Genomic DNA, 18,541 nt, shown 5'->3' on the forward strand with positions numbered 1-18,541 from the left:
TCCGCCCAACGACCACCCCCCTCCGGGGGAAACGTGAATGCGGGGCCTGTTGCGGGCAGAACAGGTGGGAGGACCACGCGAGGAGGGCCGCGGCGGGGACGCTGCGCGCCGATCCGCGGGCCCGGGAGCCGCGGGAGGCCGGACAGGTGGCGAGCGCAGCCGAGCACACACCACGGGCGGCGGACCGCACGGAGCGGCCCGGCGGGCCCGCCGGGACCGGTCAGAACCGCGGGACCGGACAGCCGGACGGGACCGGACAGCCGGGCGGGAACGGACAGCCGGGCGGGAACGGACAGACCGGCGCCCTCCCCCGGTACGGTGCCAACGGCCGGCGCCGGAAACCCGGCGACCCGGCGACGGCGGTCTGGCCGGGGGCGCCGACCCCGCTGGGGGCCCGCTTCCGGACCGGTCCCGACGGGGTCGCGGGCACCAATTTCGCGCTCTGGGCGGGCGGCGCGGAAGCGGTCGAGGTCTGTCTGTTCGACGACAGCGGTGCCGAGACCCGGCTTCCGCTGACGGAGCTGACCCATGAGATCTGGCACGGCTTCGTGCCCGGGGTCCGCCCCGGGCAGCGGTACGGATTCCGGGTGCACGGCCGCTGGGACCCCTGGACGGGCGCCCGCTGGAATCCGGCGAAGCTGCTGCTCGACCCGTACGCCCGCGCGGTCGACGCCGCCGAGGGGAACGACTACCGCAGGCTGCCGCCCGAGGTCTACGGCCATGTCCGCGACTGGCCGCAGCGCAATGTCGCGGACACCGTGCGTGACGACCGCGACTCCGCCCCGTTCGTCCCCAAGGGGGTCGTCGTCCACGACGACGCGCCCGACGACGAGTGGACCGAGGACCGGCGCCCCAAGACACCCTGGGCCGACTCGGTCATCTACGAGCTCCATGTACGGGGCTTCACCAAACTCCACCCGGGAATCCCGGAGGAGCTGCGCGGTACGTACGCGGGCCTCGCGCATCCGGCCGCGATCGCCCATCTCCGCCGGCTCGGGGTGACGGCGGTCGAGCTGCTGCCCGTACACCAGTACGCCCACGAGGAGCATCTGCTCAAACGCGGACTGCACAACTACTGGGGCTACAACTCCATCGGCTACTTCGCCCCGCACGCCGCCTATGCCTCGGCCGGCACCCGGGGCGAGCAGGTCGGCGAGTTCAAACGGATGGTACGGGCGCTGCACGCGGCGGGGATCGAGGTCATCCTCGATGTGGTCTACAACCACACGGCGGAGGCCGGGGAGCTGGGTCCGACCCTCTCCCTGCGCGGGATCGACAACCGCGGCTACTACCGGCTCCCGTCCGACGCCCGCCGGTATCTGGACTACACCGGCTGCGGCAACACCCTCCATGTGGTCCAGCCCCAGGTACTGCGGCTGATCACCGACTCGCTGCGGTACTGGGTCACGGAGATGGGCGTCGACGGATTCCGCTTCGATCTGGCGGCGGCCCTGGCCCGCTCGATGCACGATGTCGACATGCTCTCGCCGTTTCTCGCGGTGATCGCCCAGGACCCCGTACTGCGCCGGGTGAAGCTGATCGCGGAACCGTGGGACGTGGGCAACGGCGGCTACCAGGTGGGCGCGTTCCCTCCTCTGTGGACGGAGTGGAACGACCGGTACCGCGACGCCGTACGGGACTTCTGGCGCGGGGCGCTGCCCGATGTACGCGATCTGGGCTACCGGCTCTCCGGGTCGAGCGATCTCTACGCGTGGGGCGGCCGGCGGCCCTACGCCTCCGTCAACTTCGTCACCGCGCACGACGGCTTCACCCTGCGCGATCTCGTGTCGTACGGGCGCAAGCACAACGAGGCCAACGGCGAGGGCAACCGGGACGGCACGGACGACAACCGCGCCTGGAACTGCGGGGTGGAGGGCGAGACCGACGATCCCGCGGTCAACGCCCTGCGCCGGCGCCAGCTGCGGAATCTGCTCACCACGCTGCTGGTGTCGACCGGGGTGCCGATGCTGGTCGCGGGCGACGAGATGGGCCGTACGCAGCGTGGCAACAACAACGCGTACTGCCAGGACGACGAGGTGAGCTGGCTCGACTGGTCGCTGCTCGGACCGCCCGGCGAGCGGGCGGACGACGCGCGCGACGACGCTACGGACGGAACAGACGCGTCCGGCGGGACGGGCGAGCGGGCGGACGATCCGGCGGGCGCGCGTGAGCTGTTCGCGCTGACCACCCGGCTGCTCGCCCTGCGGCACGCCCATCCCGTCCTGCGCCGCCGCGCCTTCTTCTCCGGCCGGCCCCAGGCCCCCGACGGGCTGCGGGACCTGGCGTGGTTCACGCCGCACGGCAAGGAGATGACCGAGGAGGACTGGTACGCGCCGGCGTCCACGCTCGGGCTCTTCCTGTCCGGGCGGGACATCCCGGGGCGGGACGCGCAGGGCGAGAAGATCACGGACGACAGCTTTCTGACAGTCCTGCACGCGGCGGGCGCGCCGGTCGACGTCACCCTGCCGGGCCCGCCCTGGGCGCGGACGTACGAGCTGCTCGTGGACACCGCGCGGGAGGAGCAGACGGAGGCACCGGGCACGGTGTACGAGGCCGGGGCGACGGTGACGGTCCCGGCGCGGTGCGTCCTGGTGTTCCGGGTACGCGAGCATCAGCCATCCGGCTGATACGACGGTACGACCAAGCCATGGTGACCCCGATAGGACGAAAACCATATGAGCGAGGTCGGTGGTAAACCGTAGGCTCGCTCTGATGCCCGAAAAACATGCCACCACCAAGGACCGGTCCTCCGTACGCTCACTGCTGCGCCTGTGGCCTTACGTACGACCGGTGCGAACGCGTCTCTTCAGTGCGGCATTCGTCGCGATCGTCGCGTCCTGTCTTGGTCTGGTGTTCCCGCTCATACTGAAGTGGATGGTGGACGGACCGGTCACCGACCGGGACCCGGGGGGTGTCTGGCTGGGGGCCCTGTTCCTGCTGCTCCTCGGGATCGTGGAGGCGGTGCTGTTCGGCTTCCGGCGATGGCTGGTGGCCCGCCCGCTGGCCGGCGTGGAGGCGGCGATGCGGGCCGATCTCTACCGCCATCTGCAACGGCTGCCGGTGGCCTTCCACGACCGGTGGCCCTCCGGTCAGCTTCTCTCGCGCGGGACGACCGATCTGATGCTGCTGCGGATGTTCCTCGCGTTCCCGCTGACGTTCCTCCTGGTGAACACGACGACGATCCTGGCGGGTTTTGTCATCCTGCTGCTCCAGGACTGGTCGCTCGGGGTGGTGCTGCTGGCCCCGGTGGTGCCGCTGGTCGTCCTCTGCGCGTTCTTCGAGGGGCGGTACACGCTGGTCGCGCGCCGGGCCCAGGACCAGGTCGGCGATCTGACCACGGTCGTCGAGGAGGGCGTGCTCGGTATCCGGATCATCAAGGGGTTCGGCCGCCATCACAGCCAGGCGCTCGCCTTCCGGGCGCTCGCGCGGCGGCTGCGCACCACGGAGCTGGACAAGGCACGGCTGCTGGCGGGCCTCTGGGCCCTGATCATGACCATTCCGGAGCTGGCGATCGGCGTGGCGCTGGTGCTGGGCACGGTCCAGGTGGCCGACGGCGGACTCTCGGCGGGCACGCTGGTGGCGTTCCTGTCGACGGCGCTGGCGCTGCGGTGGCCGGTGGAGTCGATGGGGTTCCTGCTGGCGATGAGCCAGGAGTCGGCGACGGCGACCGAGCGCTTTTTCGAGGTGATGGACGTACCGGAGGAGGCGGAACCGGAGCCGTCGGACGCTTCGGCGGCGCGGGCGGCTCGTAACACGCGGGCCACGCGGGCAGGAGAAACGGTTGCTCTCACCAAGAGACCCGACAGGACGCCCGACAGCGACCCGGACGCGGTGGGCGGGCTGCGCTTCGAGGGCGTCTCGTTCCGCTACCCGGACGCCGACGCGGACTCCACACCCGTGCTCTCCGGGATCGATCTGCACATCAGACCCGGCGAGACCATGGCCCTGGTCGGGTCCACCGGGTCGGGCAAGACGACGCTCACCGCGCTCGTACCGCGCCTGCACGAGGTGACCTCGGGACGGATCACGCTGGACGGCGAGGACATCGCCCTGATACCGCGTCCACGGCTGCGTGAGCTGGTGTCGCTGGCGTTCGAGGAGCCGACGCTCTTCTCCGCGAGCGTCGCGGAGAACGTCCTGATGGGCGCGGCGGACGCCGGCGAGGAGGCGCTGTCCCGGGCGCTGGAGGTGGCCCAGGCGGGCTTTGTCGGTGATCTGCCCCAAGGCATGCGTACGGAGGTGGGTGAGCAGGGGCTCAGTCTCTCCGGCGGCCAGCGGCAGAGGCTCGCGCTCGCCAGGGCGGTGGTCGGCCGGCCGCGCTTCCTGGTGCTCGACGATCCGCTCTCCGCGCTGGACGTCCATACGGAGGCGCTGGTGGAGGCGGCACTGCGGCAGGTGCTGCGGGAGACGACCGCGCTGGTGGTGGCACACCGCCCGTCCACCGTGATGCTCGCCGACCGGGTGGCGCTGATCTCGCGGGGGCGGATCGCCGCCGTGGGCACCCATCAGGAACTGCTGCGCACCAGCGAGGAGTACGCGTGGCTGATGTCCGGAACCGAGCCGGGCGTGGAGTCCGAGGCCGTTGAGGAGACCGTCCGATGACCACGTCGACCAGCACCACGGGCACGGGACCGGCCCCTGACGAGGGGCCGGGCACGGACCTGGAGAAGACCACCGACCTGAGGCCTACGGACCTGAGGGCCACGGACCTGGAGAAGGGCACGGGCACAGACACGGCCCGGCCCCCGGAGTCCCCGGACGCCCCCGTCGACGATCCCTTCGGCCAGGACGCGCTGCCCGCGCCCCCGGGCGCCACCGGCGCCCTGCTGCGGTCCCTGCTGAGCGCCCGGCGTACGAGGGTCGCCGTGACCGCGCTGCTCCTGCTGCTCCAGCAGGCCGCCGCGCAGGCGGGCCCGCTGCTCGTCGCGTACGCCATCGACCGCGGGGTGCCCGCCTTCCGGGAGAACGACCACGGTCCGCTGATCGCCGTCGGCGCCGGGTATCTGATCTGCGCCGTCGGTTCGGGAGTCTTCCAGTACGCCTTCATCCGCGCCGCCGCCCGGGTCAACCAGGACGTACTGCTCGATCTGCGCGGCCGTATCTTCCGCCACGCGCAGGCGCTGAGCGTGGACTTCCACGAGCGGTACACCTCGGGGCGGCTGATCTCCCGGTCCACCACCGATGTGGAGTCCCTGCGCGAACTGCTCAGCGAGGGTCTCCAGGAACTCATCGGCGTGGTGCTGGCCTTCGCGTACATCTGCGCGATGCTGCTCTATCTGGACTTCGGGCTCGGCGCGCTGGCCGTGCTCTCCTTCGTACCGCTCTATCTGCTCGTACGGCTCTACCAGCGCCGCGCGGCCGAGGTCTTCGGCCGGCGGTCCACCGCGATCGCCGCCGTCATCGTGAAGTTCGCGGAGACGATGAACGGCATCAGGCCGGTGCAGGCCTTCCGGCGCGAGCGGGCCAACGACGCGCGCTTCCACGAGCTCAACCACCGCCACGAGCGCACCAACGGCGACGCCCTGCTGGAGATGGCCCGCTATGTGGTCGGCTCCCGGCTCGTGGCCAACACCGCCGTCGCCGGGATCGTGCTCTGGGGCGCCTATCGCGTCGCCGGGGGCACCCTGGCCCTCGGTGTGCTGGCCGCGGCCGTGCTGTATCTGCGGCGGCTGTACGACCCGATCGACCGGCTCGGGATGTTCCTCAACTCGTACCAGTCCGCCGCCGCCTCCCTGGAGAAGATCGCGGGCCTGCTGGCCCAGACGCCCTCGGTGCCCGAGGCGGAGCACCCCCGGCCGCTGCCCGCGCTCACGAGCGGCTTCCCGGGCCGCGGGGTCGTGTTCGACGGGGTGAGCTTCGCGTACCGCACGGGGGGTGAGGTCCTCCCGCGCTTCGATCTGACGGTCCCGGCGGGCCAGACGGTCGCGGTCGTCGGCTCCACGGGCGCGGGCAAGTCCACCCTGGCCAAGCTGCTGGCGCGGTTCTACGACCCGACGGAGGGCCGGGTGCTGCTCGACGGGGTCGATCTGCGCGAGCTGGACACACCGGAGCTGCGGCGCGGTGTGGTGATGGTGACCCAGGAGGCGTTCCTCTTCTCCGGCACGGTCGCCGAGAACATCGCCATCGGCCGGCCCGACGCCTCCCGCGAGGAGATCGTCCGGGCGGCCAAGGAGATCGGCGCGCACGACTTCATCAGCGGTCTGCCGGACGGCTACGACACGGACGTACGCAAGCGGGGCGGCCGGATCTCCGCGGGCCAGCGTCAACTGGTCGCCTTCGCGCGCGCGTTGCTCGCGGACCCGGCGGTGCTGATCCTCGACGAGGCGACCAGCTCCCTGGACATCCCGGGCGAACGCGCGGTCCAGCGCGCGATGGACACCGTCCTGCACGGCCGCACCGCGGTGGTGATCGCCCACCGGCTCTCCACCGTCGAGATCGCGGACCGGGTGCTGGTGATGGAGCACGGCCGCATCGTCGAGGACGGCACACCGGCCGATCTCATCGCGGGCACGGGCCGCTTCGCGGGCCTCCACCGCGCCTGGCGCGAAAGCCTTGCCTGACAGGGGAATTCAGCGGAATCCGGCGCGACGGCCGTCGCCTCTCGATAATTAGTCACACAATGACCGCTCTCAAGTTTTTGCCTCTTCGGGGTAAGAACCGGTGTGTCGTTTTACGAAGTCTTGGTTTTCTGTAAATGTTTGCCCGTCACGACAGGGCCTGAACCCGTGCTCGGGCGGCGGGTTCTGAATTGAGGGAGAACCATGAACTACGGCACCACTCTGCGAGAAGCGGTCGCGTCATCGCGTACGACGCCTCTCATCGGTATCTATGACATGTACTCGGCCTCCATCGCGGCCCAGCACTACAACGGTTTCTTCGTCTCCGGCTTCGGATTCGCGGCGTCGCACTACGGACTGCCCGACATCGGCTTCATCGCCTGGCCCGACATGCTGGCCTTCGTGGAGCGGCTGCGGCTGGCCTTCCCGCAGCACCATCTGCTCGTGGACATCGACGACGGCTATGTGGACCCCGAGGTCGCCTGCCATGTGGTGCAGCGGCTGGAGCGCGCCGGGGCGTCCGGGGTGATCCTGGAGGACCAGAAGCGTCCCCGCAGATGCGGGCACGCGGACGGCAAGCTGATCCTGCCGCTGGAGGAGTATCTGGAGAAGCTCGACCTGGTGCTGCGCAGCAGGCAGGACCTGCTCGTGGTGGCCCGTACGGACGCCACGGAGGAGGGGGAGATCATCCGCCGGGCGGAGGCCCTCGCGGAGACCGACGCGGATGTCGTCCTCGTCGACGGGGTCCGGAGTGTGGAGTGGATCCGTAAGATCCGTTCGATCGTCGGCGACAAGCCGCTGCTGTTCAATCAGATCGCGGGCGGAAAGTCGCCGAGGCTCTCGCTTTCCGAACTGTCGGAGCTGGGCGTCGATCTCGCCATCTACAGCACGCCATGTCTTTTCGCCGCGCACGGCGCGATCGAGGGCGCGCTGGCCGATCTCAAATTGGCCGACGGCCGTCTCCCGGACACCTCGGAAACCGGAGCCATCGGCGTCAAGGGATCCACGGAACTGCTGGAGAAGAACATCAGCAGGCACCACCGGTTCCGCTCGTCGGTGTCGGTCTGACCGCGCGCCGAACCGTCGTATGTCCGTGAAACTCTTCCGGTCCGGCACCGGCCGGCACCGGCAGCGAAAAGCAGGGTCCCTCGTACGAGGGGCGTCCACGGCGGGGGCCGTCGTCGCGGCGGCGGCGAGTGTGCTGTGCGCGGGCGGTACCGCGACGGCCGGGCCGGCGGTCACTCCCGTGGAGGCCTGGGGCGGCGAGGACGACGAGGACGAAGCGCGGCCGGAGCCCGCGGGCAACCGGAGCGTCGGACTCATCGTGATCGACAACTCCTACGCGGACTCATGGCTGGAGATCGACCGGACGCTCAATACGCTGCTCCTCGCCAAGGGCACGGCGGGCAGCGATCACGACGGGGGCGGCGGGGCCATCGACGTACAGACCGGAGACGGCGCGGGCGCGGGCTCGGCACCCGCACCCGCTCCGGCACCCGCACCGGCACCGACGCCCGCACCCGCTCCGGCACCGACGCCCCGGGCAGAACCGGAACCGGATCGTCGGCATACTTCCTCCGGCAACTGGATCCCCGAGGTCGGCCATCCCCCGTGGCAAGGCGAAAGCGGTGAGTGACGTGACGTCAATGACCTGGCTGAGTTCCTGGCCAGGCCGCTTGAGGAGGGCGGTCGACCCCTATGTCGTCGCCCTCCTCGGCACGGTCGTGTTCGCGGCGCTGCTGCCCGCGACCGGCGGGGCGGCGACGGCCGTCGGCCATGCCGCCGACATCGCCATCGGTCTGCTCTTCTTCCTGTACGGCGCGCGGCTCTCCACCCGGGAGGCGCTGGACGGTCTGCGGCAGTGGAAGCTCCATCTCGTCGTGGGAGCCAGCACCTTCGCGCTCTTCCCGCTGCTGGGGCTGGCCGTCGGCGGCCTCGTGCCGTATCTGCTCGGCGAACAGCTCTACATGGGGCTGCTCTTCCTCTGTGCCGTCCCCTCGACGGTCCAGTCGTCGATCGCGCTCACCTCCACCGCCCGCGGCAACGTCCCGGCGGCCATCTGCGCCGGTACGTACTCCAGCCTGGCCGGGATGGCCGTCACCCCGCTGCTCGCGGCCTGGCTGATCGGCTCCGCGGTGAGCTTCTCGCCGCACGGTCTGCTGACCATCGTCACGGAACTGCTGCTGCCCTTCGTCGCCGGGCAGTTCTGCCGCCGCTGGATCGGGGAGTTCATCGGCCGCCACAAGAGGTACGTCGGGCTCCTGGACCGGTTCTCCATCCTGCTCGTGGTCTACACGGCCTTCAGCAGAGGCATGGCCGAGGGCATCTGGCAGCAGATGACACCGGCACGGCTGCTCGTCCTGCTGGGGCTGGCCGCGGCCCTGCTGGCGGTGGCGCTCGGTACGACCTCGTTCGCCGCGCGGCGTCTGGGGTTCAGCCACGAGGACCGCATCACCATCGTCTTCTGCGGCTCGAACAAGAGCCTCGCGACGGGACTGCCCATGGCCGCCGTGCTCTTCGGATCCTCGGCGGGGCTGGTGATCCTTCCGCTGATGCTCTTCCACCAGCTCCAGCTGATGGTGTGCGCGGTCATCGCGGGCCGCTGGTCGCGCCGGACCTCGCCGGCCGCCGCCGCTCCCGCACCGCGCGTCTCCCTGCGTGGTACGGCGACTTGACGCGCGTACCGTCGCGGAGTTGACGCCCGCGCCCCCGCGGAGGGGACGGTAAGAAATCGGTCACGTTACGAAACGTTCCCGTCAGCGTCAGCACACCGTCCGCTCAACATCACGTTCACATTCGGCAACTTCGCGTCCGAACTCCGCACGGTCATCGAATCGCGCTGCCGCAAACCGTTGTTGACACTGTGCGAACCCTCGGCGGCATCTCCACGATGATCGACGAAACGTCCGCTTAACGAACAAGCCCTTTCGAGCAGCGGACGATTTCCGGCCAACTTCTTGACGCGCTCCTGACAGTGAGCCGTCACGGCTGTCACTCTTCCCCCGTTCTCCGCACCACATTGCTCCGCTTGCTCTGTCCGGGCTGCCCACCGAGCGGCCCGGTACCCCCCTCGCAGAAGGAGTTCGCGTGAGATCCACGCCCAGCCGTCGCGCCACCGCGACCGGTGCTCTGATAGCGGCAGCCGCTCTGCTCACCGTCGGTGTGCAGGCCGGTACCGCTTCCGCCCAGCCCGAGAGCGCACCCGCCGCACCGGTGGCCGGCAAGGCCAACCCCGGTGCGCAGGAGCGCACTCTCTCCCCCGCGCAGCGCACCGCGCTGATCAAGGCGGCCGACTCGTCCAAGGCGGCCACCGCCCAGGACCTCGGCCTCGGCGCGCAGGAGAAGCTCGTCGTCCGTGATGTCCTCCAGGATGTGGACGGCACCACGCACACCCGGTACGAGCGCACGTACCAGGGCCTCCCGGTCCTCGGTGGCGACCTCGTCGTGGCGGCGACGAAGGCGGGCGCGACGAAGTCCGTCAGCAAGGCGTCCAAGGCCGTCCTCGAGAACGTCGCCACCACGGCCGACATCGCGCCCGCCGTCGCCGAGAAGCAGGCGCTGAGCGCCGCCGCCGCGGAGGGCTCGAAGAAGACCGAGGCCGACCGCGCGCCGCGCAAGGTGGTCTGGGCGGCGAAGGGCACGCCGACCCTCGCGTACGAGACGGTCGTCGGCGGACTCCAGCACGACGGCACCCCGAACGAGCTGCACGTCGTGACCGACGCCGCCACCGGCAAGAAGCTGTACGAGTGGCAGGCCGTCAACAACGGTGTGGGCAACACCCAGTACAGCGGTCAGGTCACCCTCGGCACCGCGCCGGCGTACACCCTGACCGACACCGGCCGCGGCAACCACCGGACGTACAACTCGGACACCGGGGCGCTCTACACGGGTCCCGACGACGTCTGGGGCAACGGCCTGCCGTCCAACACGGAGACCGCCGCCGCGGACGCCCACTACGGTGCCGCGCAGACGTGGGACTACTACAAGAACGTGCACAACCGCACCGGTATCCGCAATGACGGTGTCGGCGCGACCTCGAACGTCCACTACGGCAGCGGCTACGTCAACGCCTTCTGGCAGGACAGCTGCTTCTGCATGACGTACGGCGACGGCCAGAGCGACCAGCGGCCGCTGACGTCCATCGACGTGGCCGCCCACGAGATGTCCCACGGCGTCACCGCCGCCACGGCCCGTCTGGTCTACAGCCAGGAGTCCGGCGGTCTGAACGAGGCCACCTCCGACATCTTCGCCGCGGCGGTCGAGTTCTACGCCAACAGCCCGCAGGACCCGGGTGACTACCTGGTCGGCGAGAAGATCAACATCAACGGCAACGGCACCCCGCTGCGGTACATGGACCAGCCGAGCAAGGACGGCGCGTCCAAGGACTACTGGTACTCCGGTATCGGCGGCGTGGACGTCCACTACTCCTCGGGCCCGGCGAACCACTTCTTCTACCTGCTCTCCGAGGGCAGCGGCGCCAAGGTCGTCAACGGTGTCTCCTACAACTCCCCGACCTCGGACGGTCTGCCGGTCACCGGCATCGGCCGGGCGAAGGCCGAGCTGATCTGGTACCGGGCGCTGGCCACGAAGTTCACGTCCACGACCAACTACTCGGCGGCCCGTACGGGTACCCTCGCGGCCACCGCTGAGCTGTACGGCGCCACCAGCGCCGAGTACACGGCCGTCCAGAACGCCTGGGCCGGTATCGCGGTCGGTCCCCGCCCCGGTGGCGGCGGCACGGGCCAGTCGTTCGAGAGCACCACGCAGGTCTCCATTCCGGACAACGGCGCGGCGGTCACCTCGACGATCAACGTCGCGGGTGTCACGGGCAACGCCCCGGCGTCCCTCCAGGTCGACGTGAACATCACGCACACCTGGCGCGGTGACCTGGTCATCGACCTGGTCGCCCCGGACGGCAGCGTGTACAACCTGAAGCCGGCCAGCGGCAGCGACTCGGCGGACAACGTCGTGGAGACGTTCTACGCGGGCGCCTCGTCCGAGGTCGCGAACGGCGCCTGGAAGCTCCGCGTCCAGGACGTCGCGTCGGCGGACGTCGGCCGTATCAACAGCTGGAAGCTCACCTTCTAGAGCTGAGCCGCACGACGGCCCGCTCCGGCCGAGCCGGCCGAAGCCGACCGAAGCCGATCCGGGAACCGCCCGGGGTGTCCTCACCGACACCCCGGGCGGTTCTGTCGGTCAGGCGCCGGACGCGATCCGTACGTCGGGGATCGTCTCCAGGAGCCGGCCCCACTCCGGGTACATGGCGACCTTCCTCAGATGCATCGCCCCGATCTCCCCGCCCAGCCCGGGGTCCATGTCGTCCGACAGACGGACCGCCGAGAGCCTCGCGAGATACGGGACGATCCCGGCGTCGCCGGCGAGATGCACCGGGTCGTGCATGTACCGCTCCAGCGCCGCCAGATCCTCGATACCCACGCAGTAGGCATGGGTGAAGCCCTCGGCGGGGTCCCCGAGGTCCTGGCCGACGGCCGAGAACGAGACCGGGCCGACCGCGGCCGTACGTCTCATCGTCGCGAGGACGCCCTCCTTCTCCTCCTCGGTCGTCCCGTCCTTGAAGGCAAAACGCAAAATATGAACCATCACGGGCATTTCTCCCGAGTGCGGAGCGATAATGAACCTGCGGGTTCAATCTAATGGTTTTCTCAGTCAAGAAACAGACGGGTCCATGGAAATGAACCAGCAGGTACGGTCGGTGAGGGCCCGGCGGTAGAGTGCGAAGGTGACAGAAGCGACAGCACCGGCCGGGCGGACGGCATCACGGGGGCGCATCGACAAGCGGCGGGCGATCCTCGACGCCGCGTTCACGGTCTTCGCCCGCCGGGGTTACGGACAGGCCTGTGTCAAGGAGATCGCCGAGGTGGCGGGCGTCGCCAAGCCGACCGTGTACAACCACCTCAACGACAAGGAAACCCTGTTCCGGCACGCGATGGAGGCCGCCGCCGACACGGTGATGGCGGAGAACCTCGCCGCCGTCGAGCGGCTGCGCGAGCCCGGTGACGATCTGCGCGCCGCCCTGGAGGACATGGCGTACCGGATGCTCCTGGTCTGCTGCGACGAGCGCGGACGAGCGCTGCGGTGGCTGACGTACGCCCAGGTCGCCCGTTTCCCCGATCTGATCGAGGCGGTCCAGGGACGCACGTCGAACCGGCTGGGCGAAGCCCTCGCGGACCGGCTGGCACGGCTCTCGCTGTCCGGGCGTCTGCGCCCGTGCGACCCGGAGGAAGCCGCGGAACAGTTGCTCGCGCTGCTCACCGGTCCCATGGAGACACGGTCCCGGCTGGGCACCCGCGAGGTCCCCGCCGCCGAGACGCGCGCCGTGGCGAAGGCCGCGGTCGACACCTTTCTGCGCGCGTACGGCGCGGCGGACGTCCTGGAGACGACCGGCGGCTGACACCGGCGCCAGGCAGGCCCGTACACCGCGTTCTTCCGCCATACCCGGCAGCACAGGAGCTCCCGTGAACCGACTCACCTATGACGACGTCAAGCAGGCGGGTGACCGCGTCGCGGGACGTGTACGCCCGGTGGCCCTGGCGCCGACGGAGCTCGGCGCGGCCGATGCCGGCGACGCCGCCGGCGCCGCGAACTCCCCCGGCGGCTCCCGGAGTTGGCTGGCGCTGGAGTTCATGCAGCACACCGGCAGCTTCAAGGCCCGTGGCGCCCAGAACTTCCTCCAGGCCCACCGCGCGGCCGGCACCCTCCCGGACGCCGGGGTGACCATCGCGTCGGGCGGCAACGCGGGGCTCGCCTGCGCCTGGGCCGCCCGGCAAGTGGGCGTGACCGCCACGGTGTTCCTGCCCGAGACCGCGCCGCCGGTCAAGGTGGCCAGGCTCCGCTCGTACGGCGCGGAGGTACGGCTGGTCGGCGCGCGGTACGCCGAAGCGCTGGCGGCCTGCGAGGAGTTCGCCGCCGGCAGCGGGGCGCTCGCCTCGCACGCGTACGCCCATCCGCTGATCGCCGCCGGGGCGGGCACGCTGTTCGAGGAGATCCACCGGCAGCTCCCGGGCCTCGACACGGTGGTGGTCGCGGTCGGCGGCGGCGGTCTCTTCGCGGGAGTGGCCACGGCGGCCGGTCACCACGGCGTACGGGTCGTGGCGGCCGAGCCGGAGAACTGCCGCGCCCTGAACGCCGCGATCGAGGCCGGCGCGGTGGTGGACGTCCCGGTCGACTCGGTCGCCGCGGACTCCCTGGGCGCCTCCCGTGCCACTCCGCTGGCCCTTCACGCGGCCCAGCACGCCGATGTCCGCTCGGTGCTGGTCCCCGACCCCGAGATCACCCGCGCCCGCCACACCCTCTGGACCGCCCACCGCGTCGCGGTGGAACACGGCGCCGCCACGGCCCTGGCGGCCCTCACCACCCCCACGGGCGGCTACCGTCCCGCCCCGGGCGAGCGGATCTGCGTCATCCTGTGCGGCGCGAACACGGACACCCGCACCCTGACCGACACCGACGCCTCCGCGCACTGACACGGGCCGCCACGGAAGGCAGATGCCGACGCAAAGGAGAGGTGCCGGCCCCGATCCCGCCGGGGCCGGCACCTCTCCGTACTACCGGGCTCGATCGAGCAGCGAGCCTAGTTGGGGTTGCCCGCGTTGGTCAGGGTCTCCCAGGCCACGAACAGATTGTTCGTGCCCGAGGGCCGCTGCTGCTCCGTGAGCCGCTGGGTGTTGGTCATCGCGTAGCCCAGCCGGGTGTTGAGCGCGTTGAAGCCCACCTCGGTGATCGGTCCGAGGCCGCGCTGCACACTGCCGCCGCACAGGTTCGACGGTACGGGCTCGGCCTGGACCTCGTACTTGGACTGGAAGCCCAGCGCCTGCCTCAGCCGCTCGCCGACCTGCGGGAAGAGGTCCTGGCCCTGGATACGGGCCGTCTCGTAGACATGCGAGACGGACGAGATGCCGTAGCCGGTGTGGACGAAGTCGCGGCAGGTCTCCTGGGTGAGACCGGTGATGAAGGTGCCCTGGCCCTGCCAGTAACCGACGATCTTGTCGCGGGTGTTGAGGTTCTGGCTGGGCACGGTCTTGGGCAGCGCGCCGTCGGAGGCCAGATAGATGTACGCGGGCACCCGGACGAGGTACTTGCCGATCGCCTTGTCCCAGCTCGCCTTGTCGTCGAGGAAGACGGAGATGCTGACCGCCGCCTCCATCATCGTCAACTCCCAGTTGCCGTTGGAGTTGGAGCCGTTGATGATCTCCGGCAGATAGACATTGCGCAGCATGGTGCTGAAGCGCCCGGCGTTCGGCCAGTTGCCGTAGACATGCTTGATGATCTCCGCGGCCTTGGGCCAGGAGGAGCCGGCCCAGCCCGTCTGGAGCGGGGCGTTGCTGTTGGTGTGGTCCTGGATCGAGTTGGACCAGGCGTCCATGAGCTGGATCGACTTCTGCGCGTACCGGTCGTCGCGGGTGATGTACCAGGCCAGCGCGGTGGTGTACGCGGCGATCGCGTCCTCGCGCTCGTCCGTGCAGCCGTTGTTGGGGTTGGAGTACGAGCCGCACTCGACGACCGCGCGGGGCTTGGCCGTACGCGTGAGTGAGGCGTACCTGCTCCCCATCATCTGGTCGTAGGCGGACTTCCAGGGCTGCGCGCCCGCCTGCACCTTGCTCCGTACGAAGTCGAGCTGGGCGGTGCTGAGGTTCACGCCGGGGTGGGTGAAGTTCGCCGGGGCGGCGGCGACGGCAGGGGCGGCGACGGCGGCGGGGACTGTCTTCGGCGCCTTCTCGGCGGCGGCGGGTGCCGTGAAGGCCGCGGCCAGAACACCGGCCAGGGCGGCGGAGAGTCCGAGGATTCTGGTCATTCCGGGGATGGATCCGGGGCGCATGTGGGGGTGCCTTCCGGTCAGTGGACGATCCTCAACTCGATTCACTCATATGAACCGTGAGTGGAGTCGTGAACCTGTTATGAACCAGGAAGGTAGAACCATCCCATGAACACGTCAAGGTCTGGACCAATGACCTGGTGCGGGGGCCGGGCGCCCACCCCCGCGCCCCGCCCCCGCACCTTCCGTCCCGCCTGTCGGACCCGCCCGTCGGATCAGCGCAGCAGTACGCCCGCGCCCTCCCCCGTCGCCTCCGTGGGCAGCGCGACCAGCCCCAGATCCGCGCTCGTGGCGAGCAGCGGATGGGCGGGCAGCACCCGGACCGTATAGCCGTAAGGGCCCGTACGGTCCAGCGCGAGCGGCCCTTCGTACACCCAGCGGCCCTCCGGGTCCGGCCCGTCGGACGGCTTGAGCGGGAACGTGCGCGCGTCCACGAGTGTGTCGTCCGAGCCGACCCGGCCCGCGACGGCCTGTACCTCCACATCGTCCGGGCGCAGTTCGCCGAGGCCGGCCTGGACCCGCAGCGAGAGTGTGGAGCCCAGCTCCGCCGTGCCACCGGCGCCGGTGGCCGAGACCGCCTCCACATGGTCGACCGACACATACGGCCAGAGTGTGCGTGTGCGGTACTTCCAGGACGCCAGCTCCGTCGCGGTCGCGGCGTCCAGAGCACGGTGGGCGTGGGCGGCGGGCTCGTAGAGCCGCTCCACATACTCACGCACCATCCGTCCCGCGAGTACCTTCGGCCCCAGGGTGACCAGGGTGCTGCGGACCATCTCGATCCAGCGCTCGGGCAGACCGTCCGGACCCCGGTCGTAGAAGCGGGGCGCCACCCGGTCCTCGATCAGCGCGTAGAGGGCGTTGGCCTCCAGCTCGTCCCGGCGGTTCTCATCGGTGGTCGCGCCGTCCGCGGTGGGGATGGCCCAGCCGAAGTCCGGTTCGAACCACTCGTCCCACCAGCCGTCCAGCACCGACAGATTGAGACAGCCGTTGAGCGCGGCCTTCATCCCGCTGGTGCCGCACGCCTCCAGCGGACGCAGCGGATTGTTCAGCCAGACGTCACAGCCCGGGTAGAGCTTGCGCGCCATGCCCATGCCGTAGTCGGGCAGGAAGACGATGCGGTGGCGCACCCGCGGATCGTCGGCGAACCGCACCAGCTCCCGCACCAGCCGCTTGCCGCCGTCGTCCGCGGGATGCGCCTTGCCCGCGACGACGATCTGGACCGGGCGCTCCGGGTCGAGCAGCAGATCCGTCAGCCGGTCGCGGTCGCGCAGCATCAGTGTCAGACGCTTGTACGAGGGGACCCGGCGGGCGAAGCCGATGGTGAGGACGTCCGGGTCGAGCACGCCCTCGATCCAGCCCAGCTCGGCGGCCTGGGCACCGCGCTGGAGCCATGACGCGCGCAGCCGCTTCCGTACCTCCATGACGAGCTGTTCGCGCAGCAGACGGCGTACGTCCCAGAGATCGGCGTCGGGGACCGCGGGCGACAGGGTGGCGTCCGGGGGGCCCTCGCCCAGCCGGGCGATCTCGGGCGCGACCCAGGTCGGCGCGTGCACGCCGTTGGTCACGGAGGTGATGGGCACCTCCTCCGGGTCGAAGCCCGGCCAGAGTCCCGCGAACATCTCCCGGCTGACGGCGCCGTGCAGGGTGGAGACGCCATTGGCCCGCTGGGCGAGCCGCAGGCCCATCACGGCCATGTTGAAGAGATTCGGCTCACCGCCCGGATAGCTCTCCATCCCGAGGCCGAGGACCCGCTCGGCGGCCACACCGGGCAGCTCCCCGTCCTCCCCGAAGTGGCGGGCGACCAGCTCGCGGTCGAACCGGTCGATCCCGGCCGGCACGGGGGTGTGGGTGGTGAAGACCGTGCCGGCGCGGACGGCCTCCAGGGCGGCCTCGAAGCCGAGCCCGGTGTCGACGAGTTCACGGATGCGCTCCAGGCCGAGGAATCCGGCATGGCCCTCGTTGGTGTGGAACACCTCGGGCGCGGGGTGGCCGGTGAGCCGGCAGTACGCCCGGACCGCGCGCACTCCGCCGATGCCCAGCAGCATCTCCTGGAGCAGCCGGTGCTCGCTGCCGCCGCCGTAGAGCCGGTCGGTGACATCGCGCTCGCCCGGACCGTTCTCCTCGACGTCCGAGTCGAGCATCAGCAGCGGGACCCGCCCGACCCGCGCCAGCCAGACACCGGCGCGCAGCGAGCGCCTGCCCGGCAGCGAGAGGACGACCTGGGCGGGGGTGCCGTCCTCCTCGCGCAGCAGGGTGAGCGGGAGTTCGTTGGGGTCGAGGACCGGATACTGCTCCTGCTGCCAGCCGTCCCGGGAGAGCGACTGGCGGAAGTAGCCGTGCCGGTAGAGCAGACCGACACCGATGAGCGGTACGCCGAGATCGCTGGCGGCCTTGAGATGGTCGCCGGCGAGGATGCCGAGACCGCCCGAATACTGGGGCAGGGCCGCGGTGACACCGAACTCGGGCGAGAAGTAGCCGACGGCGGCGGGCAGCTCGGCGCCCTCGGCGTCACGCTGCTGGTACCAGCGGTCGCCGCGCAGATAGGTGTCGAGATCGGCCGCGGCGGCGGTCAGCCGGTCCAGGAAGGAACTGTCCCCGGCCAGCTCGGCCAGACGGGCGGCGGAGACGGATCCGAGCAGCCCCACGGGGTCGCCGTCGGCGGCCCGCCAGCCGGCGGGGTCGACGGCTTCGAAGAGCTCTCGGGTCTCGGTGTGCCAGGACCAGCGCAGATTGCGGGCGAGGTCGCTGAGCGGTTGGAGTGGTGCGGGCAGGACGGGGCGGACGGTGAACCGACGGATTGCCTTCACGTGTTCCACCTTCGCAGGGACATACGAGTCGGAGCGGACGCACCACGGGTGTACGGTCCGCCGTCCCTCCGACGGTAGTCCCCAGGCGCCCTTCGCAACCACGGCGCATTCGCGCATTCGCCCCGGGCTCTCTACGCCCCAGTAGTTAACAGATCGCCGGATTGCCCACCCGAAGGGAGGGGGAAGGCTCATCCGGTACGCACCCGGTACGCACAGCCCATACGCCCCGCTCATACGCGGCGTCCGTACGGCAAACGAGCGCGTTCCCACACGATTCCAGCGCTATTCGAGTGAACGCGGACAGGAGCGGCCATGCCCGCAGCCTCCCAGTCGTCTACCGAGCA

Annotated in this window: 12 protein-coding genes; 9 read left to right on the forward strand and 3 right to left on the reverse strand. The window is 70.5% G+C overall.

Annotation, left to right across the window (positions count from 1 at the left end):
• Positions 1–146: 146 nt before the first annotated feature.
• The 7 genes from glgX to OG214_RS11820 all read left to right on the forward strand — a co-directional run bounded on the left by glgX (position 147) and on the right by OG214_RS11820 (position 11,645).
• Positions 147–2,627: a glycogen debranching protein GlgX gene (gene glgX / locus OG214_RS11790; protein ID WP_405984704.1), complete on the forward strand. Its 2,481-nt coding sequence runs from the start codon at positions 147–149 to the stop codon at positions 2,625–2,627.
• An 85-nt stretch (positions 2,628–2,712) separates the two neighbouring features.
• Positions 2,713–4,602: an ABC transporter ATP-binding protein gene (locus OG214_RS11795; protein ID WP_405984705.1), complete on the forward strand. Its 1,890-nt coding sequence runs from the start codon at positions 2,713–2,715 to the stop codon at positions 4,600–4,602.
• Entirely contained in the window at positions 4,599–6,560 is a 1,962-nt protein-coding gene (locus OG214_RS11800; RefSeq protein WP_363083451.1) for an ABC transporter ATP-binding protein, read from the forward strand. Before OG214_RS11795 ends, OG214_RS11800 begins: the two co-directional genes overlap by 4 nt.
• Before the next feature lie 201 nt (positions 6,561–6,761).
• Positions 6,762–7,625: an isocitrate lyase/PEP mutase family protein gene (locus OG214_RS11805; protein WP_363083450.1), complete on the forward strand. Its 864-nt coding sequence runs from the start codon at positions 6,762–6,764 to the stop codon at positions 7,623–7,625.
• Positions 7,626–7,644: 19 nt separating this feature from the next.
• Positions 7,645–8,193: a hypothetical protein gene (locus tag OG214_RS11810; RefSeq protein ID WP_405984706.1), complete on the forward strand. Its 549-nt coding sequence runs from the start codon at positions 7,645–7,647 to the stop codon at positions 8,191–8,193.
• Positions 8,194–8,203: 10 nt separating this feature from the next.
• Positions 8,204–9,232, forward strand: coding sequence for a bile acid:sodium symporter family protein (locus tag OG214_RS11815; RefSeq protein ID WP_405987478.1), 1,029 nt, complete (start codon positions 8,204–8,206; stop codon positions 9,230–9,232).
• A 412-nt stretch (positions 9,233–9,644) separates the two neighbouring features.
• Positions 9,645–11,645, forward strand: a complete 2,001-nt coding sequence (locus tag OG214_RS11820; protein ID WP_405984707.1) for a M4 family metallopeptidase — start codon at positions 9,645–9,647, stop codon at positions 11,643–11,645.
• A gap of 108 nt (positions 11,646–11,753) precedes the next feature.
• Here OG214_RS11820 and OG214_RS11825 read toward each other — a convergent pair whose 3' ends face one another.
• Entirely contained in the window at positions 11,754–12,158 is a 405-nt protein-coding gene (locus OG214_RS11825) for a Dabb family protein (protein WP_405987479.1), read from the reverse strand.
• 139 nt (positions 12,159–12,297) lie between these two features.
• Here OG214_RS11825 and OG214_RS11830 point away from each other — a divergent pair, with 139 nt between their 5' ends.
• The gene (locus OG214_RS11830; RefSeq protein WP_405984708.1) at positions 12,298–12,969 is read left to right on the forward strand and encodes a TetR/AcrR family transcriptional regulator; all 672 of its coding nucleotides are present in this window, start codon (positions 12,298–12,300) and stop codon (positions 12,967–12,969) included.
• A 64-nt stretch (positions 12,970–13,033) separates the two neighbouring features.
• Complete coding sequence (locus OG214_RS11835; RefSeq protein ID WP_405984709.1) at positions 13,034–14,041, forward strand: serine/threonine dehydratase; 1,008 nt, start codon at positions 13,034–13,036, stop codon at positions 14,039–14,041.
• A gap of 107 nt (positions 14,042–14,148) precedes the next feature.
• Here OG214_RS11835 and OG214_RS11840 read toward each other — a convergent pair whose 3' ends face one another.
• Both OG214_RS11840 and glgP read right to left on the reverse strand, forming a co-directional pair.
• On the reverse strand, positions 14,149–15,393 hold the full coding sequence (locus tag OG214_RS11840) for an alginate lyase family protein (RefSeq protein ID WP_363083035.1): 1,245 nt from the start codon (positions 15,391–15,393) through the stop codon (positions 14,149–14,151).
• A 212-nt stretch (positions 15,394–15,605) separates the two neighbouring features.
• Positions 15,606–18,197, reverse strand: coding sequence for an alpha-glucan family phosphorylase (glgP, locus tag OG214_RS11845; protein ID WP_363083036.1), 2,592 nt, complete (start codon positions 18,195–18,197; stop codon positions 15,606–15,608).
• Between the last annotated feature and the right edge of the window lie 344 nt (positions 18,198–18,541).

Origin of the sequence: Streptomyces sp. NBC_00872 (genome assembly GCF_045161915.1) — a bacterium.
In the GTDB taxonomy this organism is placed as follows: Bacteria; Actinomycetota; Actinomycetes; order Streptomycetales; family Streptomycetaceae; genus Streptomyces.